Origin of the sequence: Neobacillus sp. NPDC097160, from assembly GCF_044762155.1 — a bacterium.
GTDB lineage: Bacteria > Bacillota > Bacilli > Bacillales > Cytobacillaceae > Neobacillus.
Map to the genome: position 1 here is coordinate 172,972 of NZ_JBIWDU010000003.1, position 23,220 is coordinate 196,191.

26 protein-coding genes and 1 pseudogene are annotated in these 23,220 nt (G+C 38.9%); 26 read left to right on the forward strand and 1 reads right to left on the reverse strand.

Translation table 11 applies throughout. The annotated features are described in order from the left end of the window. Positions 1-3 precede the first annotated feature (3 nt). The 19 genes from ACIQXV_RS05210 (at position 4) to ACIQXV_RS05300 (ending at position 16,588) form a co-directional block, all read left to right on the forward strand. Positions 4-705, forward strand: a complete 702-nt coding sequence (locus tag ACIQXV_RS05210; protein ID WP_402956679.1) for a demethylmenaquinone methyltransferase — start codon at positions 4-6, stop codon at positions 703-705. A gap of 47 nt (positions 706-752) precedes the next feature. Continuing rightward, a complete protein-coding gene (gene hepT / locus ACIQXV_RS05215) occupies positions 753-1,715 on the forward strand; it encodes a heptaprenyl diphosphate synthase component II (protein WP_402956681.1) in 963 nt (320 codons plus the stop codon). A 129-nt stretch (positions 1,716-1,844) separates the two neighbouring features. Beyond that, positions 1,845-2,291 (forward strand): nucleoside-diphosphate kinase, encoded by a 447-nt coding sequence (gene ndk / locus ACIQXV_RS05220; protein ID WP_402956683.1) that lies wholly within the window; start codon positions 1,845-1,847, stop codon positions 2,289-2,291. Positions 2,292-2,447: 156 nt separating this feature from the next. Further along, positions 2,448-3,620: a chorismate synthase gene (gene aroC / locus ACIQXV_RS05225; protein WP_402957134.1), complete on the forward strand. Its 1,173-nt coding sequence runs from the start codon at positions 2,448-2,450 to the stop codon at positions 3,618-3,620. Then, positions 3,620-4,690 (forward strand): 3-dehydroquinate synthase, encoded by a 1,071-nt coding sequence (gene aroB / locus ACIQXV_RS05230; RefSeq protein WP_402956685.1) that lies wholly within the window; start codon positions 3,620-3,622, stop codon positions 4,688-4,690. The genes aroC and aroB overlap by 1 nt, the downstream gene beginning before the upstream one ends. A gap of 17 nt (positions 4,691-4,707) precedes the next feature. After that, a complete protein-coding gene (aroH, locus tag ACIQXV_RS05235; protein WP_402956687.1) occupies positions 4,708-5,079 on the forward strand; it encodes a chorismate mutase in 372 nt (123 codons plus the stop codon). A 38-nt stretch (positions 5,080-5,117) separates the two neighbouring features. Then, positions 5,118-6,206 carry a histidinol-phosphate transaminase gene (gene hisC, locus ACIQXV_RS05240; protein WP_402956689.1) on the forward strand — a complete coding sequence of 363 codons (1,089 nt, stop codon included), beginning with the start codon at positions 5,118-5,120 and terminating at the stop codon, positions 6,204-6,206. Positions 6,207-6,243: 37 nt separating this feature from the next. Further along, a complete protein-coding gene (locus tag ACIQXV_RS05245) occupies positions 6,244-7,350 on the forward strand; it encodes a prephenate dehydrogenase (protein ID WP_402956691.1) in 1,107 nt (368 codons plus the stop codon). 21 nt (positions 7,351-7,371) lie between these two features. Further along, positions 7,372-8,661 carry a 3-phosphoshikimate 1-carboxyvinyltransferase gene (aroA, locus tag ACIQXV_RS05250; protein ID WP_402956693.1) on the forward strand — a complete coding sequence of 430 codons (1,290 nt, stop codon included), beginning with the start codon at positions 7,372-7,374 and terminating at the stop codon, positions 8,659-8,661. Positions 8,662-8,780: 119 nt separating this feature from the next. Next, a complete protein-coding gene (locus tag ACIQXV_RS05255; protein WP_402956695.1) occupies positions 8,781-9,677 on the forward strand; it encodes a hypothetical protein in 897 nt (298 codons plus the stop codon). 27 nt (positions 9,678-9,704) lie between these two features. Continuing rightward, a complete protein-coding gene (locus ACIQXV_RS05260) occupies positions 9,705-10,958 on the forward strand; it encodes a tetratricopeptide repeat protein (protein ID WP_402956697.1) in 1,254 nt (417 codons plus the stop codon). A gap of 43 nt (positions 10,959-11,001) precedes the next feature. Continuing rightward, positions 11,002-11,568 carry a ReoY family proteolytic degradation factor gene (locus ACIQXV_RS05265; RefSeq protein WP_402956699.1) on the forward strand — a complete coding sequence of 189 codons (567 nt, stop codon included), beginning with the start codon at positions 11,002-11,004 and terminating at the stop codon, positions 11,566-11,568. Between the two features lie 115 nt (positions 11,569-11,683). After that, complete coding sequence (locus ACIQXV_RS05270) at positions 11,684-12,148, forward strand: YpiF family protein (RefSeq protein WP_402956701.1); 465 nt, start codon at positions 11,684-11,686, stop codon at positions 12,146-12,148. A 141-nt stretch (positions 12,149-12,289) separates the two neighbouring features. After that, on the forward strand, positions 12,290-12,799 hold the full coding sequence (locus ACIQXV_RS05275) for a QcrA and Rieske domain-containing protein (protein ID WP_402956703.1): 510 nt from the start codon (positions 12,290-12,292) through the stop codon (positions 12,797-12,799). Positions 12,800-12,802: 3 nt separating this feature from the next. After that, complete coding sequence (gene qcrB, locus ACIQXV_RS05280) at positions 12,803-13,477, forward strand: menaquinol-cytochrome c reductase cytochrome b subunit (RefSeq protein ID WP_098530418.1); 675 nt, start codon at positions 12,803-12,805, stop codon at positions 13,475-13,477. A gap of 58 nt (positions 13,478-13,535) precedes the next feature. Next, positions 13,536-14,309: a menaquinol-cytochrome c reductase cytochrome b/c subunit gene (locus tag ACIQXV_RS05285; RefSeq protein ID WP_402956705.1), complete on the forward strand. Its 774-nt coding sequence runs from the start codon at positions 13,536-13,538 to the stop codon at positions 14,307-14,309. Between the two features lie 83 nt (positions 14,310-14,392). Beyond that, positions 14,393-14,989: a lipoprotein heptaprenylglyceryl N-acetyltransferase LhaT gene (gene lhaT, locus ACIQXV_RS05290; protein ID WP_402956707.1), complete on the forward strand. Its 597-nt coding sequence runs from the start codon at positions 14,393-14,395 to the stop codon at positions 14,987-14,989. A gap of 62 nt (positions 14,990-15,051) precedes the next feature. Continuing rightward, positions 15,052-15,837: a sporulation protein YpjB gene (gene ypjB / locus ACIQXV_RS05295; RefSeq protein WP_402956709.1), complete on the forward strand. Its 786-nt coding sequence runs from the start codon at positions 15,052-15,054 to the stop codon at positions 15,835-15,837. Positions 15,838-15,907: 70 nt separating this feature from the next. Further along, positions 15,908-16,588: a zinc metallopeptidase gene (locus tag ACIQXV_RS05300; protein ID WP_402956711.1), complete on the forward strand. Its 681-nt coding sequence runs from the start codon at positions 15,908-15,910 to the stop codon at positions 16,586-16,588. A 28-nt stretch (positions 16,589-16,616) separates the two neighbouring features. Here the strand turns inward: ACIQXV_RS05300 and ACIQXV_RS05305 are convergent, their stop codons facing one another. Continuing rightward, positions 16,617-17,486 carry a YitT family protein gene (locus ACIQXV_RS05305; RefSeq protein ID WP_402956713.1) on the reverse strand — a complete coding sequence of 290 codons (870 nt, stop codon included), beginning with the start codon at positions 17,484-17,486 and terminating at the stop codon, positions 16,617-16,619. A 197-nt stretch (positions 17,487-17,683) separates the two neighbouring features. On the opposite strand from ACIQXV_RS05305, the pseudogene ACIQXV_RS05310 reads away from it, so the two are divergent. The 7 genes and pseudogenes from ACIQXV_RS05310 (at position 17,684) to ACIQXV_RS05340 (ending at position 23,122) form a co-directional block, all read left to right on the forward strand. Beyond that, positions 17,684-17,880: pseudogene (locus ACIQXV_RS05310) on the forward strand (nucleoside triphosphate pyrophosphohydrolase family protein). 5 nt (positions 17,881-17,885) lie between these two features. Beyond that, entirely contained in the window at positions 17,886-18,689 is an 804-nt protein-coding gene (gene dapB, locus ACIQXV_RS05315) for a 4-hydroxy-tetrahydrodipicolinate reductase (protein ID WP_402956715.1), read from the forward strand. 11 nt (positions 18,690-18,700) lie between these two features. Continuing rightward, a complete protein-coding gene (gene mgsA / locus ACIQXV_RS05320; RefSeq protein ID WP_402956717.1) occupies positions 18,701-19,120 on the forward strand; it encodes a methylglyoxal synthase in 420 nt (139 codons plus the stop codon). Then, complete coding sequence (gene bshB1, locus ACIQXV_RS05325) at positions 19,110-19,820, forward strand: bacillithiol biosynthesis deacetylase BshB1 (protein ID WP_402957135.1); 711 nt, start codon at positions 19,110-19,112, stop codon at positions 19,818-19,820. Before mgsA ends, bshB1 begins: the two co-directional genes overlap by 11 nt. Before the next feature lie 2 nt (positions 19,821-19,822). After that, on the forward strand, positions 19,823-20,950 hold the full coding sequence (gene bshA / locus ACIQXV_RS05330) for an N-acetyl-alpha-D-glucosaminyl L-malate synthase BshA (RefSeq protein ID WP_402956718.1): 1,128 nt from the start codon (positions 19,823-19,825) through the stop codon (positions 20,948-20,950). A 10-nt stretch (positions 20,951-20,960) separates the two neighbouring features. Beyond that, positions 20,961-22,160 (forward strand): CCA tRNA nucleotidyltransferase, encoded by a 1,200-nt coding sequence (locus ACIQXV_RS05335; RefSeq protein WP_402956720.1) that lies wholly within the window; start codon positions 20,961-20,963, stop codon positions 22,158-22,160. Continuing rightward, entirely contained in the window at positions 22,145-23,122 is a 978-nt protein-coding gene (locus ACIQXV_RS05340; protein ID WP_402956721.1) for a biotin--[acetyl-CoA-carboxylase] ligase, read from the forward strand. The genes ACIQXV_RS05335 and ACIQXV_RS05340 overlap by 16 nt, the downstream gene beginning before the upstream one ends. Positions 23,123-23,220: the final 98 nt, after the last annotated feature.

Here is a 23,220-nt window from a genome sequence, read left to right on the forward strand (position 1 = left end):
AACATGCAGCAATCGAAAGAACAGCGCGTTCACAATGTGTTTGAAAAGATATCTGATAACTATGATAAAATGAATTCAGTTATTAGTTTTCAGCAGCACATCAAGTGGCGGAAGGACACCATGAAAAAAATGAATGTTCAGCCTGGTTCAAAAGCTCTCGATGTATGCTGCGGAACGGCCGATTGGACAATTGCCCTAGCTGAAGCAGTAGGTTCAAATGGTGAAGTAACTGGGTTAGACTTTAGCCAAAACATGTTAAATGTCGGAATTGAAAAGGTTAAAGGTCTGGGCCTTCAGCAGGTTAAATTAATCCATGGCAACGCAATGGAACTTCCCTTTCCTGATAATAGTTTTGATTATGTTACGATTGGCTTTGGCTTAAGGAATGTCCCAGATTACCTGCAGGTATTGAAAGAAATGTATCGGGTTGTAAAGCCGGGTGGTATTGCTGTCTGCCTTGAGACATCACAGCCTACTCTAATCGGATATAAACAGCTTTATTACTTTTACTTTCGTTTCATTATGCCGCTATTCGGAAAATTGCTAGCCAAGAGCTATAGAGAATATGCATGGCTTCACGAATCAGCACGTGATTTTCCGGGTATGAGGGAGCTTGCCAAAATGTTTGAAAAAGCTGGCTTCAAGGATGTGAAATACAAATCGTATAGCGGTGGTGCGGCTGCTGTTCATATTGGCAAAAAATAATTAAATCATTGAAACTGAAGACAGGATGAAAAGCTGGGTGAATACAAATGAAATTAAAAATGATGTATTCATTTTTGAATTCGGATATTAACATAATTGAAAAAGAGTTGGAAGAGACAATCCAACCTGAGTCTCTTCTTTTGAAACAAGCATCCATGCATACATTACAAGCCGGAGGAAAAAGAATTCGTCCTGTTTTTGTTTTGCTTGCGGGTAAATTTGGTCAATATGATATACATGTAATGAAAAATGTTGCCGTTGCCCTCGAACTTATTCATATGGCGTCACTTGTCCATGATGATGTAATCGATGATGCTGATCTTCGCAGGGGTCAGCCAACAGTCAAATCAAAATGGGATAATAAAATCGCGATGTATACCGGCGACTTTGTTTTTGCCCTTGCTTTGGAATTAATGACAAATATTGAAAAATCTGCTGCACATAAAATATTAGCAAATACAATTGTTGAAGTGACTGTAGGGGAAATTCAGCAAATAAAGGACAAATTCCGTTTTAATCAAAACCTTCGGGATTATCTTCGCAGAATCAAAAGAAAAACGGCCTTGTTAATTGCTGTCAGCTGCCAATTAGGTGCAATTGCTGCAGGGGTTGACGAGTTTTTCCATAAGAAGCTTTTCCGTTTTGGATATTACGTGGGAATGTCCTATCAAGTTATCGATGATATTTTGGATTTCACCTCTACCGAAAAAGCACTTGGGAAGCCGGCCGGAAGTGATCTTTTACAAGGAAATATTACGGCCCCAGCCCTTTATGCGATGGAAAATGATGTGGTCCGAGCGGAAATTGAAAAGGTTCATGAGAATATGGTTCCTGAGGAAGTCTTAAAAATAATTTCCCTTATAAAACAATCAGGCGCTATCGAAAGATCATATGCTTTGAGTGATCGCTATTTAGAAAAAGCTCTAGCTGTATTAGAAGAATTACCAGAAAATAAAGCTAAAAAAACACTTCGTGATATTGCGAAATATATTGGCAGACGAAAATTCTAGCATACATAGGTCCGTACCAAGGACTTTAGATATTCCATGTTGCTAAATATTCAAAAAAGTGATAACATTTTCCATGGATTGCTCTCGAGGGCAACAATCAATATACATAATCAATTAGGAGTGGAATTCATGGAAAAAACTTTTTTAATGGTAAAGCCTGACGGCGTACAGCGTAATTTAATCGGTGAAATCGTTGCACGATTTGAAAGAAAGGGCTTCCAATTAGTTGGAGCTAAATTAATGAATATTCCAACTGAACTCGCTGAAGAACATTATGGTGAGCATAAGGAACGTCCATTTTTTGGTGAATTAGTAGATTTCATTACATCCGGTCCAGTATTCGCAATGGTTTGGCAAGGAGAAAATGTCATTGCAACTGCTCGCCAAATGATGGGCTCTACTAATCCAAAGGATGCGGCACCTGGTACAATTCGCGGTGATTTTGGACTAACCGTAGGTAAAAATGTTATTCATGGCTCTGATTCGAAAGCAAGCGCAGAGCGAGAAATCGGCTTGTTTTTTAAGGATTCTGGCGTAGTAGAGTATGCTAAATTAGTTAACGAATGGATTTATTAATCTAACATGAAAAAGGCGCTTGTATATACTTATACAAGTGCCTTTTTTGTAATCGTATACAAAAATTTTCTGAATTATTATACTATGATTATTGAGCGTGATATGATATATTGATACATAATTCTTTAATGAGTTGAAGGGGGAACGAGTATGGGAATGAGATACTTAACGGCTGGAGAATCCCATGGACCACAGCTGACAACAATTTTAGAAGGCCTGCCGGCTGGAATGCCGCTAGCGGCTGCGGAAATAAATGATGGGCTGGCTAGACGTCAAAAAGGCTATGGCCGAGGAAGACGCATGCAAATAGAGAAGGATACTGCAGAAATTGTTTCAGGTGTCCGTCATGGAAAAACACTTGGTTCGCCAATTGCTTTAGTTGTCAAAAACAATGACTGGAAGCATTGGACAACTATCATGGGAATTGAAGAGATAGAAGAAGGACAAGAAGATGAAATCAAGCGCAAGGTAACACGGGCAAGACCGGGTCATGCTGATTTAAATGGTGCGATTAAATACGGCCATCGTGATATGAGAAATGTCCTAGAACGTTCATCAGCAAGAGAGACAACTGTTAGAGTGGCAGCTGGTGCCGTTGCCAAAAAGCTTTTATCCTTGGTTGGTGTTGAATTAGTTTCACATGTAGTCGAAATTGCGGGGATCAAAGCCAATGTAGATCCTGCACTTACAACAGAGGCCTTAAAGGAAAGGGCTGAAAATTCTCCCGTTAGAGTGGCTGACCCAAAAGTGGAGCAGGAAATGATGAATGCGATTGATGAAGCTAAGAAAAACGGTGACTCCATTGGTGGAGTAGTAGAAGTTATTGCGACAGGGATGCCGGCTGGTGTTGGAAGCTACGTCCATTACGATCGTAAATTAGATGGGAAATTAGCAGCTGCAATCATGAGTATAAACGCATTTAAAGGTGTGGAAATTGGCATTGGTTTTGAAGCAGCAAGAAAGCCTGGAAGTGAAGTACATGATGAGATTGCCTGGGACAAGAAAGTAGGCTATTACCGAAAAACAAACCGGCTTGGCGGGTTTGAAGGTGGTATGACCACAGGGATGCCGATTGTTGTCAGAGGCGTAATGAAACCAATCCCAACACTTTATAAACCATTAATGAGTGTTGATATTGAAACGAAAGAGCCGTTTGCTGCAAGCGTCGAACGTTCTGACAGCTGTGCAGTACCTGCTGCAGCAGTTGTGGCAGAGCATGTTGTTGCTTGGGAGCTTGCGAATGCCCTTGTTGAACAATTTTACAGTGACCGCTTTGATACATTTGCCGATGAAATAAATAAGCAGCGTGAATATGCGAGGGAGTTTTAATGGAAACCGTATTAATCGAAACAGAGTCCAAAAAATATCCTGTCTTTGTTGGGGAAGGTATTATAAAAGAACTTAATGCTTTTTTATCTAAACATTTTTCTAACCTAACAAAAATACTTATTATTACAGACCAAACTGTTGCCGGGCTCCACCTTGAAAAGTTGCAGTCTGTTCTTAAAACATGGAACCCCGTTATTTTTACAGCACCTAGCGGTGAAAAGGCAAAAACCTTTGAAGTTTTTTATGAGGCCCTATCAACCGCACTTGAGAACCGGCTTGATCGGAATTCTGTCATTCTTTCTTTTGGTGGTGGTGCGGTAGGGGATTTGTCAGGTTTCGTTGCTGCTTCCTTTATGAGAGGAATTCCTTTTATTCAAGTTCCTACTACCATCCTAGCACATGATAGTGCTGTTGGCGGAAAGGTGGCCATCAACCACCCGCTTGGAAAGAATATGATTGGGGTTTTTTATCAGCCTGAAGCAGTATTTTATGATCTTGAGTTTTTAAAAACGCTGCCGATTCACGAAATCCGTTCCGGGTTTGCTGAGGTTATTAAACATGCACTTATTGCCGATCCCAATTTCTATCATTGGTTAAAAACGGATGTTCATGATTTAAATTCTTTAACATTAGAGCAATTATCGGATATTTTAGTAAAAGGGATAAGGATTAAAAACGAATTTGTTTCACAGGATGAGAGAGAAACTGGTGTCCGTGCATATTTAAATTTAGGGCACACGCTTGGTCATGCAATTGAATCAGAAATGGGCTACGGGAATTTTACCCATGGTGAAGCAGTGATGATCGGGATGGTTTTTGCATTAAAATTAAGCAATGAATTGCTGGGGCTAGCGTTTCATTTAAATGAATTTACCGATTGGGTTAAGAGATTGGGATATGAAACAAACATACCCGACCAATTATCTTTTGAAAGCCTGATTGGCAAAATGAAACAGGATAAGAAGTCCGTTGGCGAGTCTATTCGATTTGTGTTACTGAATGAAGTGGGGCAGCCAAGGCTTCAGGAAATATCCGAAACAGTTTTATTGAATGAACTTAACAGTTTTTAATACAAGGGGGATTTTTCATGATCAGAGGGATGAGGGGAGCAACGACGGTTAGCGCAAATACAGAAGAAGCCATTATTTCTGCCACAGAGGAGCTTTTGGCTCAATTAATTGAGGTTAATCATATTCAACCTGATTCCGTCGCCTCCGTATTGATTTCATCCACAGAAGATGTTAATGCCGCCTTTCCGGCCAAGGCATTAAGGAAGTTTGCAGGATGGACATATGTACCTGTCATGTGCATGCTAGAATTACCTGTTCCTAATTCTTTGGAAATGTGCGTTAGGATCATGATGCATGTGAATACAAGCCTGCCACAGGAAGAAATCGTTCATGTTTATTTAAAGGAAGCAAAGGTGTTAAGACCTGACCTTGGCAGTAGTTTAGTCTAAAAAAGAAAACAAATCAAAACACGTATGGAGTGGGGAAAATGAGATGGAAAGAGAGAGTTTTAGCACTGACTCCCTATCAACCAGGAAAATCAATTGAGGCGGTCAAAAAACAGTTTAAGTTGGATCAGATTGTAAAGCTGGCATCGAATGAAAATCCTTTTGGATGCTCAGAACAGGCGCTTTCAGCTCTCCAATCCTATCAAACAAGTTTGGCATTGTATCCAGATGGCTACGCTACCCATTTAAGAGAGACACTTGCAGCATTTTTGCAGGTTGAAGAGGCCGAACTAATATTAGGGAATGGCTCCGATAATCTAATCCAAATGATTTCAAGGGCGCTACTGCATCCGAATGCCAGTACCATTATGGCGACACCTACCTTTTCTCAATACAGGCACAATGCAGTGATTGAAGGGGCAATCATAAAGGAGATCCCACTAGTCAATGGAAATCATAATTTAGATGCCATGCTTAAAGCAATTGACGAGACAACAAACATTATTTGGGTTTGCAGTCCTAATAATCCTACGGGTACATATATACCAGAAAATAAATTAATTCCATTTTTAGAACAGGTGCCTTCACATATCCTGGTCGTGCTTGATGAGGCTTATTATGAATATGTAGTGGCAGAAGATTACTATGATGCCATCAGTCTGACACGTAAGTATGAAAACCTTATTGTACTTAGAACATTTTCTAAAATATACGGACTTGCTGCACTAAGGGTTGGATATGGGGTGGCGAACAGCTCCATCATTAAAGCGCTGGAACCGGCAAGGGAACCGTTTAATGTGAATTCTTTAGGCCAATTAGCAGCGAGTGAAGCGATCAAGGATCAGAATTTTGTCGAATCTTGCCGAGAAAAAAATAGACAAGGATTGACACAGTTTTATGAATTCTGTGAGCATCATCAGCTTGAATTTTACCATACTCAGACCAATTTTATTTTAATTGATTTTAAAGTTGATGGAGATGAGATTTTTCACTATTTACAGGCGCGAGGTTATATCGTACGCTCCGGAAAAGCCCTTGGTTTCCCGACAGCGGTAAGAATAACGGTTGGCTCTTCTGAACAAAACGAAGGTGTTCTTAAGGCATTGAGAGAATTTCTAGAAGCGAACTGAGGAGAGCGGTTCGCTCTAATTAGGGGGATTTAAAAAATTGAATGGCCGGGTTTTTGTTATTGGTTTAGGATTAATTGGCGGTTCCTTAGCGTTATGTATCAAGAAGGAACATAATGACGCAGTAATCATTGGATTTGATATAAATAGTGAACAGGCGAGACTTGCAAAAATGCTGGGTGTCATAGATGAAATAGCGGGGAATATCTATGATGGTGCGATCGATGCGGATGTAATCATCATTGCAGCACCTGTAACTGAGACGGAGCAGCTTTTACAACTCCTTGCAGATCTTCCACTTAAATCAGAAGTAATCGTGACAGATACCGGCAGCACGAAGAGTAAAATTGTTGGAAGTGCCTCTAGATTAAAGCAAAGGGGAATTACATTCATCGGTGGCCATCCAATGGCAGGATCACATAAAAGTGGTATTTCTGCCGCAAAAGAAATTTTATTTGAAAATGCTTTTTACCTGTTGACACCAGAGGAACAAATTGATGATACAAAGGTAGAAACATTAAAAGAATGGTTGGTCGGTACAAATGCGAAATTTTTGACGATTACACCAGAAAATCATGACTATCTTACAGGGATTGTCAGCCATTTCCCGCATATCATCGCAGCGGCGATTGTTCGGCAAACTGAAAAGCTTTCAGAAGCAGAAGGTCTCATTCCGCGTCTAGCTGCTGGCGGATTTAGAGATATCACGCGAATTGCTTCAAGCAGTCCTGGGATGTGGAAGGATATTTTGCTGCACAACCGCGATATATTAATTGAACTGCTTGATAAATGGCAGGAGGAAATGAATGGGGTTAAAAGACTTCTTGAAAAAGAAAATAGTGTTGCAATCCTCGATTATTTTCAGCAGGCTAAGCAATTTCGCGATGGATTGCCACAGAAAGAAAAAGGGGCAATTCCGGCTTTTTATGATTTGTTTGTTGATATCCCAGATTATCCAGGTGTTGTTTCTGAAATTACAGGGTATTTAGCAAAGGAAAAGATAAGTATCACAAATATTCGTATTCTTGAAACACGTGAGGATATCATTGGAGTTTTAGTTATAAGTTTTCAAACAGATGAGGATCGGCAAAGAGCAGAAAAATGTATTGGTACCTATACCAGCTTTGCAACAACAACCGGTTCTTAAATTTTAAAAAAGGTGATTTTGATGACATCATTAAAACTAAAGACTAATATATATGGTTTAGTTGGTGAGGTAACCATTCCAGGTGATAAATCCATCTCACATAGGTCCGTTATGTTCGGATCGATTGCTCAGGGCGAAACAACGGTTACCAATTTTTTGCCTGGGGATGATTGTTTAAGTACAATATCGTGCTTTCGAAAGCTCGGGGTAACAATCGAGGAATCCGGCGGTCAGCTTCATATTTTCGGAAATGGTTTTGAGGGACTAACAGAACCTGATGAATTATTGGATGTAGGCAATTCCGGGACTACGATCCGTTTATTAATGGGGATATTAGCGGGGAGACCATTTTTTTCCACTTTAGTGGGTGATGAATCAATTGGAAAGAGGCCGATGACAAGGGTAACGGGTCCATTAACAGAAATGGGTGCAAAGCTTGATGGCAGAAAAAACGGTGCCTATACCCCTATTTCAATCCGTGGTGGTCAGTTAAACCCTATCCATTATGAACTTCCGGTAGCTAGTGCACAGGTAAAGTCTGCGTTAATTTTAGCAGGGCTTCAAGCAGATGGAGTAAGTACTATTATCGAACCAGCAGAAACACGCGATCATACGGAAAGAATGATTCGTCAATTTGGTGGTGAAATCAACAAAGATAACCATGTGATTACTGTCAAAGGCGGTCAAAAACTGACAGCTTCCACTGTTCATGTTCCTGGGGATATATCTTCTGCAGCCTTTTTCCTTGTAGCTGGGGCAATTATTCCTGAAAGTGAAATTGTTCTCAAAAATGTCGGACTAAATCCAACTAGAACCGGAATTATTGAGGTATTAAAGAAAATGGGTGCAGATTTAGAAATTGTTCAACAGAATGACAACTCATTTGAACCAGTCGGCGACCTGATCATTAAGACTTCCAATCTTAAAGGTACCGTTGTTGAGGGGAAGTTAATTCCAAAACTAATTGATGAAATTCCGATTATTGCCCTTATGGCAACACAGGCAGAAGGAAAAACAGTAATTAAAGATGCTGAGGAATTAAAGGTAAAAGAAACCAATCGAATTGATACCGTTGTCCAAGAATTAAAAAAATTAGGGGCGTCCATTGAAGCCACCGATGATGGGATGATTATCTACGGAAAAACTAAGTTAAGCGGTGGTACTGTTTCTAGTCATGGCGATCACCGAATTGGTATGATGCTTTCGATTGCAGCACTTTTATGTGAGAATAATGTAGAACTTGAGCAGTCCGAAGCGATATCAGTCTCATACCCGAACTTCTTTTCCCATTTAAATAGCCTTATCCACTAAAAGCTGCATATTTTTGCAGCTTTTCTCATTTATAAAATAATTTGATTTTGGTTGAATGTCATAGTTTTCAGGTTTTTTGCATAGCTTGTCTTAAAGAAGGGAAATGGGTGGTAGGGACGATGTATATCATTGAAAATGCCAATATTCTTAAAGACACAGTGCTTAGTACATGTTCGTTATTAATTAATGAAGATCGAATAACTGCCATTCAAACAAGGTTCAAGCGGTATCAATTAATAAAGATGAACGCTGAACCGTATATTATGACCCCGTCATATGTCCTTTTAAATTCAAAAATACCATTTCAAGGAACATTTCTAGATTTAAAGTCCAATTTAGTTGAAAACTTTTTGTTAAAAGGATGTACCACTTTATTTACTTATGCTACTATTTCATACGAAAATGAACTAACAAAAAAGCTACAAGAAATGCAAACGGCATTAATAAGCAGTCCTATTGATTTTATTATCGGTGTTAAAATCCCTATACGTTTAATTACACCTTCCTTTATCAGAAGTTGTAAAAAGCTAAAAATCCCAGCCATTTTTGTTGAGCTTCAGAGTCTAGACGAGTTAGAGAACATACCTTGGGGATGGATAAGGGAAGCCATGTTTCCATTTAACAGTCCATTCATACCATTAATTTCTTCCACACAAAAGAAGGAAGCGAAGGCCACAATGTCGAAATGGAATGATATCATGGTAAAAGAAAAAATCCCAGCGTTATACGAGGCGATTGAAGAAAATCAACCATTGCCGATTCCGATCTTAAACAAAATCGGATTATACCCGCATAAATGCAGTCTGATGAACGGTAGTGAATTAAGTTATAATCTTTATGAAAAGGGAAGAGAAATCAAGAATGTTGATGAAGCAAGTTTATTTCATTATCATAGTGATAGACTTGTAGTTACAGTTCACAAAGGAAAGGTTGTCCGCACAGGGAATAGGGTTTTATTTAAACCTGGAAATGGAGAACATGTAAAGGTGAGAACCCCATCTTATTTTTCTTTGTAAATCAAGGGGAACGAGAGGAATAGGTCAATGGATCGAGTAAATAAAATTATCAATATGTTAGAAGACGGTCAACATAAAGAGGCCTTAATTGAATATAATATTGTATTAAAAAACGGCAGCCATGAAGAGAAATTTCTTCTTAGTGAAGAATTATTCCAATATGGATTTTTGGAGGAAGCGAAGGCATTAGTCGAAAACTTATTAGGAATTTACCCTGAAGAGGGAGAACTTCTTGTCCTGCTAGGTGAGATATTAGTGGAAGCAGGAGATGAAGAGGAAGCAATCCTAGTCTTAGAAAAGATTTCGGAACAGGATGTTCATTTTGGACAGTCATTACTATTGTTAGCAGACCTATATCAAGTCCAGGGCCTTTATGAAGTATGTGAACGAAAGCTTTTGCAAGCAAAAGCATTATTACCTAATGAGGTCATTGTTGATTTTGCTTTAGGAGAGCTGTACAGTGAGCAAGGCGAAATAATGAAGGCAATGAATGCTTATGAGAAGGTTTTAAAAGAGGAATTCGAAATTGCCGGTGTCAATATACAAGGGAGGATGGCAGATTTATTAAGTGCCTCCGGGGCTTTTGAAGAGGCTCTTACCTATTATGATAAGGCACTGGATGAAAAGTTAGAGATTAACACACTATTCGGTTATGCATTTACAGCGCTACAGGCTGGATATAATCGGACGGCGATTGAAAAGTTCAATGAATTAAAAGGGCTTGACCCGGAATATCATTCACTTTATTTACATCTAGCTTTAAGCTATGAACGGGAAGAAGAGCTTGAAAATAGTTTACTCGCTATTAAAGAGGGCCTTAAACAGGATGAATTTAATAAAGAATTATTTTTCTATGGCGGGAAAATAGCGTTAAAACTCGGAACAGTGGATGAAGCTGAACAATATTTTCGAGAGGCACTTGCCATAGACCCAGGCTTTATCGAAGCAGCTCTTACGTTAAATAAGCTCTTTTTTCAGCAAGAAAGATATGAGGATGTTATTGAGCTGATATCCCAACTTGATATTGCAGAAGAAGAACCACAGATTTTATGGGATTCGGCCCTTGCGTACGATAAACTTGAAGAATTTTCTTACGCATTAGACAAATATGAAAGTGCATATACTTTTTTTAAGAATAATGAAGCCTTTCTGCAGGATTACGGATATTTTCTAATTGAGGAAGGAAAAACAGCCCGGGCTGCCGAAATTTTTAAACAGCTGCTTATTGAAGATCCAACAAATGTCGAGTATTTGGATTTGCTTGAACGTATAACTGATTAAAAAAGAATAAAAAAAGCTGATTATGCAGAGGAGGGAAACTATCATGGCAACCCCTGTTTCTGTCAACGAGAAGAAGGACTTTATACGCTGGTTTTTAAATCATTATCAATTAAAAAGAAGAGAATGTGTGTGGATTCTAAATTACTTAATGAGCCACGATCAACTAATGGAAAAGGTTCATTTTGTTGAGCAAGCACAGTATTGTCCGCGCGGATTGATTATGTCAACACATTGTGTTGATAAAGTACCATTTCGTTTTTATAAAGAAAATGTCATGACGACAGATGCCGAAAAATCCTTTCATGATATTCGGCTCAATCGAGACGAGGATATATTTATTCAATTAAATTTCCATGCTTCCAATCAGGCACATCAGTATGCGGCTGTTCTCGAGGAAAATCCATTCGTCCCCAAACATTTACAAGTCAATGAAAAGGATGGAATCATTGCGGAACAATTACTGCAACACAGTATTGAACGTTTTCAACGTGAAAAGCTACTTCAATTAATCGATGAAGCTCTGGATCAACAAAATCGCGAAGCGTTTCAGATGTTAACCGAACAATTAAATAAACTAGCAGTGATTGAACAAAAAGGAAGTTTGCGATAAGCTGGCTTCCTTTTGTTTTGCTTTTCAACTTTAAGTTTCACAACATCTTTTATTATTTTAGAAGATAATGATATTATTGAAATAGTGAATAGAATGAAAAGGATTGATGCATAAAATGAAGTGGATTCCTCAAGATATAGAGACATACCTAAATGCAAAGGAGTATGTGGACACAGCTGTTGTGCCTTTATATTCGGTATCAGTCAGAGGTGAGATGAAACAATCAGCTGCAACCGCTGAATTTATCACACTGTTAACGGGTCATTTAGAAAGGCAGTTTACAGGAAGAATATTATTATTTCCTCCATTTACATATCTAAAAGATGAAACAAGTGAAAAGGTATTGACGGATTTGTTGAAATGGGAGGAAAATATTGCGAAGAGTGAATTTAAGCATGTATTTTACATAACATCTGAGCTTGATTGGCGTATGCATGAGGGAAAACTAGCCGGGTCGTTAATATGGCTTCCTTCCCTGCCGCTTGAACAGATGAATGATTCTCAAAAAATCGAGATGATTGATAGCCAAGTAAAGCAGCTTTTAATTCTCTTTACGCAAAAATGGCATGAAAATGAGTAAAATTCTCCAGATTATATGTTTTTAAAATAGTATGATATTGACCTTACTTACAGATTGATATATCATTGTTATGTCCTAGTTTTATATGTGTTTAATAAATGTCCGCTGGACTTAACTTCGTGAATAGAGGGGGGGATAAGCATGAGTAAAGAGCGCGTTTCAAGACGACAATTTTTAAGCTACACGTTAACAGGTGTAGGCGGATTTATGGCGGCAGGTATGTTAATGCCAATGGTACGTTTTGCTGTGGATCCTGTATTAAAGGCAGAGGCTGGTGGGGATTTTATTGCTACAAAGCAAAAGGTTTCTGAGTTAACTACTGAGCCAGTTCGGGTTGACTTTACCTTCAAACAAAAGGATGCATGGTATGAGTCAGAAGTTACCAATACTGCTTGGGTTTATCGTGATGATAAGACAGATAAAATTGTAGCCCTATCACCAGTATGTAAACATTTAGGCTGTACGGTTAACTGGAACACCGATAAGGAACATCCAGGTCAATTCTTCTGTCCATGTCACTATGGCCGATATGAGAAAAATGGTAAAAACATTGCTGGTACACCACCGCTGGCACCGCTTGATGTATATCCATTCAAAGAAAAAGACGGTTTCCTTTATTTAGGGAAAGCTGAACCACGGAAGGAGGCGTAATCATTGTTAAACAAAATTTACGACTGGGTAGATGAACGTTTAGATATTACGCCTTTGTGGCGCGATATCGCAGACCATGAAGTACCTGAGCATGTTAACCCTGCGCATCATTTTTCAGCGTTTGTATACTGCTTTGGTGGCCTGACATTCTTCGTAACAGTCATTCAAATTCTTTCTGGTATGTTCTTAACGATGTACTATGTACCGGATATTAAAAATGCATGGGAATCAGTTTATTATCTTCAAAATGAAGTTGCTTTTGGACAAATTGTCCGCGGGATGCACCACTGGGGTGCGAGTTTAGTACTTGTAATGATGTTTTTACATACATTACGCGTCTTTTTCCAAGGTGCTTATAAAAAGCCTCGTGAATTGAACTGGATTGTCGGAGTACTTATTTTCTTCGTCATGTTAGGATTAGGTTTTACTGGTTATTTATTACCTTGGGATATGAAAGCGTTGTTCGCAACAAAAGTTGGTCTGCAAATTGCTGAGGCCACGCCATTCATTGGAAGTTACGTTAAGGTATTACTTGCAGGTCACGAGCACATCGTTGGCGCTCAAACATTAACCCGGTTCTTTGCTATCCACGTGTTCTTCTTACCGGCAGTTTTATTTGGGCTAATGGCGGCGCACTTTATTATGATTCGTAGACAAGGTATTTCCGGACCGCTTTAAAAATAGTTTAGATCTTTAATTTGTCAATACTCTATGGAAAAAGGAGGGGGATTGCTCAATGCATCGCGGTAAAGGTATGAAGTTTGTTGGTGACTCACGTGTTCCTGCACCTGAATCACGTAAAACGATGCTTCCAAAGGATTACTCAGAATATCCTGGTAAAACAGAGGCATTCTGGCCTAACTTCCTTTTAAAAGAATGGATGATAGGTGCCGTATTTCTTGTCGGCTATTTATGTTTAACAGTTGCACATCCGGCTCCGCTTGAAAGGATTGCGGATCCGACTGATACAGGTTATATTCCATTACCAGACTGGTATTTCTTGTTCTTGTACCAATTGCTGAAATACTCATATGCATCTGGTCCATATACAGTTGTTGGAGCAATGATCATGCCGGGACTAGCTTTCGGAGGCTTATTATTAGCGCCGTTCCTTGATCCTGGGCCGGAGCGCCGTGCTAGAAAGCGCCCGCTTGCTACTGCATTCATGCTTCTAGCATTGGCTTCTATCGTATTTTTAACTTGGCAATCAGTTGCAACACATGACTGGGCTGCTGCGGAGCGTCAAGGTAAAATTGTTGCAAAGGTTGATATTGATAAGACTAGCGATGGATACAAAATTGCTAATGATAATACATGTCTAACCTGTCACGGCGATAGTTTTCAAGGTGGTGCTGGTGCACCTACACTAATCGGTACCGGCTTATCAGCTGATGAGGTCGCAAAAATTGCTAAAGAAGGTAAAGGCGGCAAAATGCCACCGGGAATCTTCAAAGGTACTGACGAAGAGCTTAAGAAGCTATCTGAATTTATTTCAGGCCTTGGTAAATAATGAAAAGATAAAAGCTGACGAAGAGATCGTCAGCTTTTTTATTCATACTGTTATTCCTTACAAAGATGAAAAGAGGTGTATTTGTGGGTTGGATTTACCCTTTACTAGCAAATCGATCCATTCTTAAGGTTTTACTTCTTGTTAACATTGCGGGAACTGTTTATGGGTATTATTGGTATGGATGGCAGCTTAAAGAAACCCCGGCTATTTTTCTTGCTTTTGTTCCTGACAGCCCGACCGCCAGCTTATTTTTTGTTTTTGTCCTCATTGCATTTTTATTGCGAAAACATTGGCCAATAATTGAAGCCCTCGCCATTGTAACTCTATTTAAATATGGAATATGGGCCGTTGTGATGAACATTCTTGTTTATTTTGTCCAAGGAGAACTTGATTGGATCGGGTATATGCTAATTTTTTCTCATTTCGCCATGGCAGTGCAAGGGATCTTATATGCACCATTTTACAGGTTTAAATGGTGGCATTTAATTGTCACAGCCATTTGGACACTCCATAATGATGTCATTGATTACGTCTTTTTCATGTTGCCCAGCTACCACATGCTTGACCGCTATACACCGCAAATTGGCTATTTTACCTTCTGGCTTTCTATTCTTTCACTCGGCATTGCATATTATTTTGCAATTAGGCCAAAAAGGTTTACACTAAAAATAAATAATTGAAGATGGTCTAACCTTGTCCAACCCTACATACATTTTATTAGTAATGAAAGGGGGGACAAGGATTGAAAATCAGATGGTTATTTTTTTTAGCAATTATCATTATGCTCACTCCCATAACTGTTAATGCCGAGCAACAATCGCCAATGGAGAAGCTGGATGATATCTCCGATGAAGCACTCCAAATGGTGAAGTTTCAAAGATATGAAGATGCAAAAAAATTGCTTGATTATTTTTCTGACCAATTTACAAGCATTTCTGGAACTTCCAAGCCGTTATCAATGGATGAGGTTAGAATTGTTCATACTTCTCATGATGAAGCGATGGAAGCAGCCGTTAGTACCAACATGAAATATGAGGAAAGAATAAATAAACTGACAAAATTTCGTCTTGTTATTGATGCATTAGCCAAGAGTCATCAGCCTTTATGGACAGAAATGGAAGAACAAATAATGACCGCTTTTCACCAAGCGAAAGATGCAGCGGTTACTAGTGATACGGCACAGTTTCATACAAACTTTAACACCTTTTTATCATTATATAATGTCATATATCCAAGTATGAAAATAGATGTACCTGTAGAAAATATTCAAAGAATAGATGCGCGGATAGATTTTATTAATGAATTTCGTTCCCAAATCGTCAATGATCCAAAAAGTCAGCAGGAACTGGAAGCACTTGATACAGATTTGAAAAATCTTTTTGCCAATATGGAAGAGGATGAAGCAGACCCTTCGCTATGGTGGGTCATTATTTCAACAGGAAGTATTATTATCATGACATTATCTTATGTAGGCTGGAGAAAGTATCAGGGTGATAAAGGTCAGAAAAAAAATCGGTCCAGAGACTAAAGGATTGTTGCATCTAATCGGCTGTACATGAAAGTAATAACACCACGAGCTAGCTGATTTGGAGGTCAATATGTATTATCTTATTTATTTTGCCATTATCGTTTTAATCCCATTATGGGCACAAATGAAAGTGAAAAATACGTTTGCGAAATATTCTCGGGTATCAGTAGCAAACTACCGTAGGGGTGCAGAGGTTGCCAGGGGAATCTTAGATGCAAATGGCTTATTTAATGTTGGAGTCGAAGAAGGCCGCGGGTTTCTAAGTGACCATTATGATCCAAGAAGCAAAACAGTCCGTCTGTCTCCGGAAAATTACCATGGGCATTCGATTGCAGCAGCTGCTGTTGCTGCCCACGAATGTGGACATGCAATCCAGGACGCAGAAGGATATGCTTTTCTTAGATTTCGTCATTTGTTAGTTCCTGTTGCCAATTTTGGTTCGAATGCTTCATGGATTTTGATTATGATTGGCATCTTTGCACATATAAGTGGAATGCTGTTACTTGGAATCATTTTTATGGCTGCAGCTGTCCTCTTTCAAATCATTACATTACCTGTTGAATTTAATGCATCCAACCGTGCAATGAATCAAGTTGTTTCTCTTGGATTAATAGGGAATCGGGAAGAAAGGGAAGCTAGGAAAGTATTAAATGCCGCTGCCTTAACGTATGTAGCTGCTGCAGCAGTAGCCGTTCTTGAATTATTAAGACTAGTTCTAATCTTTACAGGTATGAATAGAAATGAAGATTAAAAAAGCAATGTCCACTGACGTTGCTTTTTTAATCTTGTATAGGCATTTTGTTTTCATCTAGTGTAAACCCTTCTCCGTGAACATCATGCACGACAGAAACGGAAATAAAGGCATGCGGGTCAACAGAAGTGATTAAGTTTTTTAGGCGGATTAATTCGTTTTTGGCAACAACACAATATAAAACATCACGTTCATTTTTTGTATAGGAACCATAACCGCGTAGTGCGGTAACGCCGCGTTCCATTTCTTCCATAATTTTATTGGCGATTTGTTCGTTTTTTTCAGAAATAATCATCGCTCCTCTAGCGGAGTATGCCCCTTCCTGCATGAAATCAATTACTCTCGCACCGACAAAAACGGCTACTAGTGTATACATGGCTTGTTTATAAGAAATGTAGGTGAGTGAAAGTGTAATAACACAGGCATCAAATAAGAACATTGTTTTACCCATGTTCCAACCTGCATATTTTTGGACAAGTCTTGCAATAATGTCGACTCCCCCTGTAGTACCTCCAAAACGGAATATAATGCCTAAGCCAATCCCAGTAAAGACACCGGCAAACAAAGCAGCTAAGGTTAAATCATGCTGCAGTGGCATGTTGATTGGATACCGCTGAAAAATCCAAAGAAAAATCGATACACCAACTGTTCCTATAATGGTATATAAAAAAGTATTTTTCCCCAAAAGCTTCCATCCTATAAAAAATACAGGAATATTTAGGATTAAGTTTGTATAGGATGGATCCCATTTGAACAATCCATAGAAAAGCAGTGTAATACCAGTGAATCCACCTTCGGCAAGTTTATTCTGCATATTAAAATTGACAAGTCCAAATGACATGATTGCTGTGCCTAATAGGATAAACAAGATGTTTTTAAATTTAAGTCCAAATAGCATTTGCCTTCCTCCTCTGCCATATTTTTCACTATATGGCGGTCTTTATTATAGCGAATTAATGGAACTAGAGCAATCAGAAGTGGAAAAGGGCCAGAATGAAACGAAAACATTTGTAAATCAACGAATATTTAGCTAACATAAAAAAGGAATAACTAGATTAGAATTTGGCCGATTGAAAAAATGAGGTGGGAAATAAATTGACAAGTAGGAAATCGATAAAGGATCTGCAGTTGGAAGTCGATACATACATAAGTCAGTTTAAGGAAGGTTATTTCAGTCCCCTGGCAATGCCTTAAACATTGATTTGGAAGAGGCACATAATTATGTCATGGCAAAATTTAATACAAGGGACAAAAACCGTTGGACAAGAATTGAAAATGATAAAGCGGAGTGAGTAATATGGAAACCATAAATATAATCATTGCCGGGCCCCGCGGCCGTATGGGCAGTGAAGCAGTGAAATTAGTAACAAATACAGAAAACTTTAAACTGGCTGCAGTCATTGATCATAAACACGATGGGATGATGCTAAGCGATATAGCTGGCTTCCAAGCCATTTCCAATGTTCCTGTTTATACAGATATAGAAAAGTGCTTGCAGGCTGTTGAAGCAGACGTATTAATTGACCTTACGACACCGGAAGTAGGCATGCACCATGCCAAAATAGCACTCACATATAATGTTCGACCGGTGGTGGGTACTACTGGTTTTTCACCAGAGGATTTAGAGGATTTGCAGCAAATATGTGATGAAAAAAAGTTAGGCTGTATTATTGCACCAAATTTCGCCATTGGTGCCGTTTTAATGATGAAATTCTCACAAATGGCTGCAAAGTATTTTCAGGATGTCGAAATTATTGAAATGCACCATGACCAAAAGCTAGATGCGCCGTCCGGTTCCGCAGTAAAAACGGCGGAAATGATATCCGCAGTAAGAGAATCTAAACAGCAGGGTCACCCGAATGAAAAAGAAACAATGACAGGGGCAAGGGGAGCTGACTTTAATGGTATGCATATTCATTCTGTCCGCTTACCAGGACTTGTTGCCCACCAACAGGTTTTATTTGGTGCTGATGGCCAAACATTAACGATTCGACATGATTCCTATCATCGAGGTTCCTTTATGTCAGGAGTAAAGGTCGCTGTCGAAACAGTCATGAAGCAAAATGCCTTTGTATACGGACTTGAAAATATATTAGGATAGGAGTCAATTTTATGAATATCGCATTAATCGCTCATGATCAAAAGAAAACTGACTTAGTACAATTTGCTACTGCTTATCAGACCATTTTCGCCAAGCATACCCTTTTCGCAACGGGGACAACTGGATTAAGAATTAATGAAGCTACAGGATTGAACATAACGCGCTTTAAATCCGGTCCGCTCGGCGGGGACCAGGAAATTGGTGCCATGATTGCAAAAAATCAAATGGATGCGATTTTCTTTTTTCGGGATCCATTAACGGCCCAGCCGCATGAACCAGATGTGACTGCTCTAGTAAGACTTTGTGATGTCTATTCTATTCCTCTTGCCACCAATATGGGGACAGCTGAATTACTAATAAGAGGTCTGGAGATGGGTTTATTGGAATGGAGAAATGTCGTTCATGAGAATGGTGAAGGAAATGGACAATAAGCAATTACATATTCTTGCATTTGGTGCCCATGCCGATGATGTCGAAATCGGCATGGCCGGAACTATTGCAAAATTGGCTTTAGAAGGAAAGCGGATTGGCATATGTGATTTAACAGATGCTGATCTTTCATCAAATGGGAATGTTATGTTAAGAAAAAAGGAAGCTTTAAGTGCAGCTGAAATTTTAGATGTGCAAGTTCGAACCTCACTAGGTTTTCCTGATCGAGGTTTATTTTTAAACGATGATTACATAAGAAAAATTGCTGATGTCATTCGCTCATATAAGCCTAAAGTCGTGTTTGCTCCTTATTTAGAAGATCGTCATCCAGACCATGGCAATTGTGCCCGTCTTGTGGAGGAAGCGGTATTTTCTGCGGGAATAAAAAAGTATAATACTGAAGAATGTAATGAGCCGCACCGCGTTGAAAAATTGTACTTTTATATGATCAATGGTTTTCATAAACCTGATTTTACCATTGATATTTCACCATTCATCGAGAAAAAGCTAGCGGCCTTACGTGCCTATAAAAGTCAATTTGAATTTTCGGAACAGCAATACAATACACCGCTTGTTAATGGCTATATTGAAACAGTGGAGGCACGTGAAAGAATGTTTGGAAAAATGGTGGGAGTAACCTTTGCTGAAGGTTTCAAAACAAAGGTTCCAATCCTTTTGAAGGATGATTTGATAGGAGAATAAAGATGCAGAAACTTAAAATTGGGATTACTTGCTATCCTACTGTTGGCGGTTCGGGGGTAGTGGCGACAGAATTAGGAAAAATGCTTGCTGAAAAGGGACATGAAATACACTTCATTTCCTCGAGCCTTCCCTTTCGGCTAAATAAAATGTATCATAACATTTATTACCATCAGGTAGAAGTGAATCAATACTCCGTTTTTCAATATCCGCCTTACGACATTGCCTTAGCCAGTAAAATGGCAGAGGTAGCAAATCGAGAAAAATTGGATATCCTCCATGTCCATTATGCAATCCCTCATGCAGTTTGCGCTATTTTAGCAAAGCAAATGTCCAACAGGGATTTTAAGATTGTCACAACCTTACATGGAACAGATATTACTGTCTTAGGCTACGACCCATCCTTAACAGATGCGATTAAATTCGGGATTGAAAAGTCAGATGCCGTTACGGCAGTATCCAATGCATTGGTTACACAAACATATGAGCTCATTAATCCAGATCAACATATCGAAACGGTCTATAATTTTATTGATGAACGGATCTATCATAAAAGTGATGCAGCTTCGTTAAAGTCGCAATTACAGATTAAAGAAGAAGAAAAAGTGATTATTCATGTTTCAAATTTTCGACCTGTTAAAAGGGTTCAAGATGTTGTAAAAACATTCGCAAAAATCTCTGCTATCATGCCGGCAAAATTACTGCTGGTAGGTGATGGACCCGAAATGACCATCGTTTGCAAAATGGTCAGAAAGCTTGCAATCGAGGATCAGGTAATCTTCCTCGGAAAACAAGAAAATCTTGAAGAATTGTATTCCATTAGTGATCTCATGTTGTTATTGTCGGAAAAAGAAAGCTTCGGACTCGTTGCACTAGAGGCAATGGCTTGTGGTGTCCCTTGCATTGGGACAAATGTTGGCGGTATCCCTGAAGTGATACAACAAGGTGAAACCGGATATATTTGTGAGGTAGCAGATATTAAGGATATTGCGGGAAAAGCCATTGCTCTTTTAACCGATAGCAAGCTTCATCAACAATTTTCCAGTCAGTCTTTAATTACCGTAAATAAAAAATTTAAGGCTAAACAAATCGTAGAACAATATGAGCAGCTTTATTTTAGGCTGCTGAAGTAAGGTGAAACAGATGATAGAACCATTTTTATCAGCCATACCCGTCTTAAAGAGATTAGTGGATGCAGGATTTGAGGCTTATTTTGTTGGCGGCTCAGTAAGAGATTATCTTTTGAATAAGCAGATTAATGATGTTGATATTGCCACTTCCGCAACACCTGAAGAAGTAAAAGAAATTTTTTCAAAAACCATTGATATCGGAATTGAACATGGAACTGTCCTTGTCTTAGCCAATCATAAATCTTATGAAATTACCACCTTTAGGACAGAAGGGGAATATCAGGATTTCCGAAGACCGAAAGAGGTCTCATTTATTCGGAATCTTATTGAAGATCTAAAGCGCAGAGATTTTACCATGAATGCGATGGCCATGGACCTGCATGGAACGCTCATTGATCCGTTTAATGGTCAAATAGCCATTAAGAAAAGAGTGATTGAAACAGTTGGTTCCGCAAAAGAACGTTTTCAGGAAGATGGATTAAGGATGATGAGAGCGATTCGATTTGTCAGCCAGCTCTCCTTTTCAATAGATACTGAAACACTTAAGGCTCTAGCAAATCTTGTCCCATTGCTGACAAATATTGCTGTAGAACGAAAAAGAGCAGAGTTTGAAAAAATGCTTGTTGGGGAAAATTGTAACAGTGCAATGAAGATTTTACTTGAAACAAATTTATTTTCTTTTTTACCAGGTCTAGCCAAAAAGGAAAAGTTGATTGAAAAATTACTAAACCTGGAATATTTTGGCCTTAATAAAAGAGAAATGTGGTCATTACTTCTCTATTGTTTGAATTTGAAGGAAAAATCGATAGAGGAGTTTTTACGGAACTGGCGACTTCCTATTAAAGAAATAAAAGATATTCAGCATATCTTGTTTTTTGTTAGGAAAAGGCTTGAACAGGAATGGTCCGCTTATGATTTATATACCGCAGGAAGTGACATCATTACCTCAACTGAAAAGATATACAACGTTATAAAAAGCGTAAACGGGATGGAATCAACTCGACGATGGCTTGATCTATACCAGAAGCTCCCGATCAGGCAACGTTCCGAAGTAACTGTAACGGGCGTCGATTTAATGGAATGGTTTAATCAACAGGGCGGTCCGTGGTTAAAAGAAACCCTATTAAAGATTGAACAAGCGATTGTAGAAGAGAGAATTAAAAACGATAAACAATTGATTAAGGAGTGGCTAATGACGTGCAGTCAGAAATAAGAAAAAAACTGCTCGATTCCTTTACAAATGCCGGCGAAATATTTTTATCTGGACAGCATCTAGCTGAATTGATTGGCTGCTCTAGAACGGCAGTTTGGAAGCATATTGAGGAATTAAGAAAAGAAGGCTTTGAATTAGAGGCGGTTAGAAATAAAGGATATCGGATTGTAAAAACACCTGAAAGAATAACGGCCGATGAAATTAGATTAGGATTAGCAACTAATTTTATTGGAAGAAACATCCATTACGAAGAAAGTGTGGAATCTACTCAAAAAATTGCTCATCGCTTATCAAATGAGGATGTCCCGGAAGGTAGCGTCATTATTGCTGAAGAACAACTGTCCGGGAAAGGGAGAATGAATCGTGCATGGCACTCTCCTAAATATAGCGGGATATGGATGAGTCTTATTCTTAGGCCAAACATTCCCCTAACAAACGCTCCCCAATTGACTTTGCTAACTGCCGTGGCGATTGTTCAAGCAATGGTAGAAGAAACAGGACTGCAGCCTGAAATAAAATGGCCTAACGATATTTTATTGAATGGAAAAAAAGTGACAGGAATTCTAACCGAATTACAGGCTGAAGCCGATCGTATCCATTCGATTATTATCGGGATCGGCATTAATGTAAATCAAAAGAAAGAAGATTTCCCAAGCGAGCTTCAGGAAAAGGCTAGCTCTCTTTTTATCGAGAGTGGAAAGCTTATCTCCCGTGCTGGATTAATCAGATCTATTTTTAAGCATTTTGAAAAACTATATTTACTTTATTTAGAACAAGGCTTTTTCCCAATTAAGCTTTTATGGGAAGGCTATGCTGTCAGCATCGGAAAAATATTAAAAGCAAGAACCTTAACAAATGTCATTGAAGGAAAAGCGCTTGGAATTACCGATGAAGGGGTATTAAAATTGGAGGATCGGACCGGTGTCGTTCACCATATATATTCTGCCGACATAGAGGTTTAGATTGCTTGCGCTTTTCTTATTATTCTTGTTATAATTTCCTTGGGCAGTATCTTCCTAGAACTGCACCTTTTTGTACCAATCACATAATTGAAAAGGTT

Coding starts and splice junctions, on each gene's coding strand:
- aroC (WP_402957134.1), top strand. CDS start 2,448: ATGAGATACTTAACGGCTGGAGAATCCCATGGACCACAGCTGACAACA.
- bshB1 (WP_402957135.1), top strand. CDS start 19,110: ATGGACAATAAGCAATTACATATTCTTGCATTTGGTGCCCATGCCGAT.
- ACIQXV_RS05300 (WP_402956711.1), top strand. CDS start 15,908: ATGTATTATCTTATTTATTTTGCCATTATCGTTTTAATCCCATTATGG.
- mgsA (WP_402956717.1), top strand. CDS start 18,701: ATGAATATCGCATTAATCGCTCATGATCAAAAGAAAACTGACTTAGTA.
- ACIQXV_RS05335 (WP_402956720.1), top strand. CDS start 20,961: ATGATAGAACCATTTTTATCAGCCATACCCGTCTTAAAGAGATTAGTG.
- dapB (WP_402956715.1), top strand. CDS start 17,886: ATGGAAACCATAAATATAATCATTGCCGGGCCCCGCGGCCGTATGGGC.
- aroH (WP_402956687.1), top strand. CDS start 4,708: ATGATCAGAGGGATGAGGGGAGCAACGACGGTTAGCGCAAATACAGAA.
- ndk (WP_402956683.1), top strand. CDS start 1,845: ATGGAAAAAACTTTTTTAATGGTAAAGCCTGACGGCGTACAGCGTAAT.
- ACIQXV_RS05305 (WP_402956713.1), bottom strand. CDS start 17,486: ATGCTATTTGGACTTAAATTTAAAAACATCTTGTTTATCCTATTAGGC.
- ACIQXV_RS05210 (WP_402956679.1), top strand. CDS start 4: ATGCAGCAATCGAAAGAACAGCGCGTTCACAATGTGTTTGAAAAGATA.
- bshA (WP_402956718.1), top strand. CDS start 19,823: ATGCAGAAACTTAAAATTGGGATTACTTGCTATCCTACTGTTGGCGGT.
- ACIQXV_RS05275 (WP_402956703.1), top strand. CDS start 12,290: ATGAGTAAAGAGCGCGTTTCAAGACGACAATTTTTAAGCTACACGTTA.
- ACIQXV_RS05270 (WP_402956701.1), top strand. CDS start 11,684: ATGAAGTGGATTCCTCAAGATATAGAGACATACCTAAATGCAAAGGAG.
- hepT (WP_402956681.1), top strand. CDS start 753: ATGAAATTAAAAATGATGTATTCATTTTTGAATTCGGATATTAACATA.
- aroA (WP_402956693.1), top strand. CDS start 7,372: ATGACATCATTAAAACTAAAGACTAATATATATGGTTTAGTTGGTGAG.
- ACIQXV_RS05265 (WP_402956699.1), top strand. CDS start 11,002: ATGGCAACCCCTGTTTCTGTCAACGAGAAGAAGGACTTTATACGCTGG.
- ACIQXV_RS05255 (WP_402956695.1), top strand. CDS start 8,781: ATGTATATCATTGAAAATGCCAATATTCTTAAAGACACAGTGCTTAGT.
- aroB (WP_402956685.1), top strand. CDS start 3,620: ATGGAAACCGTATTAATCGAAACAGAGTCCAAAAAATATCCTGTCTTT.
- hisC (WP_402956689.1), top strand. CDS start 5,118: ATGAGATGGAAAGAGAGAGTTTTAGCACTGACTCCCTATCAACCAGGA.
- ACIQXV_RS05285 (WP_402956705.1), top strand. CDS start 13,536: ATGCATCGCGGTAAAGGTATGAAGTTTGTTGGTGACTCACGTGTTCCT.
- ACIQXV_RS05260 (WP_402956697.1), top strand. CDS start 9,705: ATGGATCGAGTAAATAAAATTATCAATATGTTAGAAGACGGTCAACAT.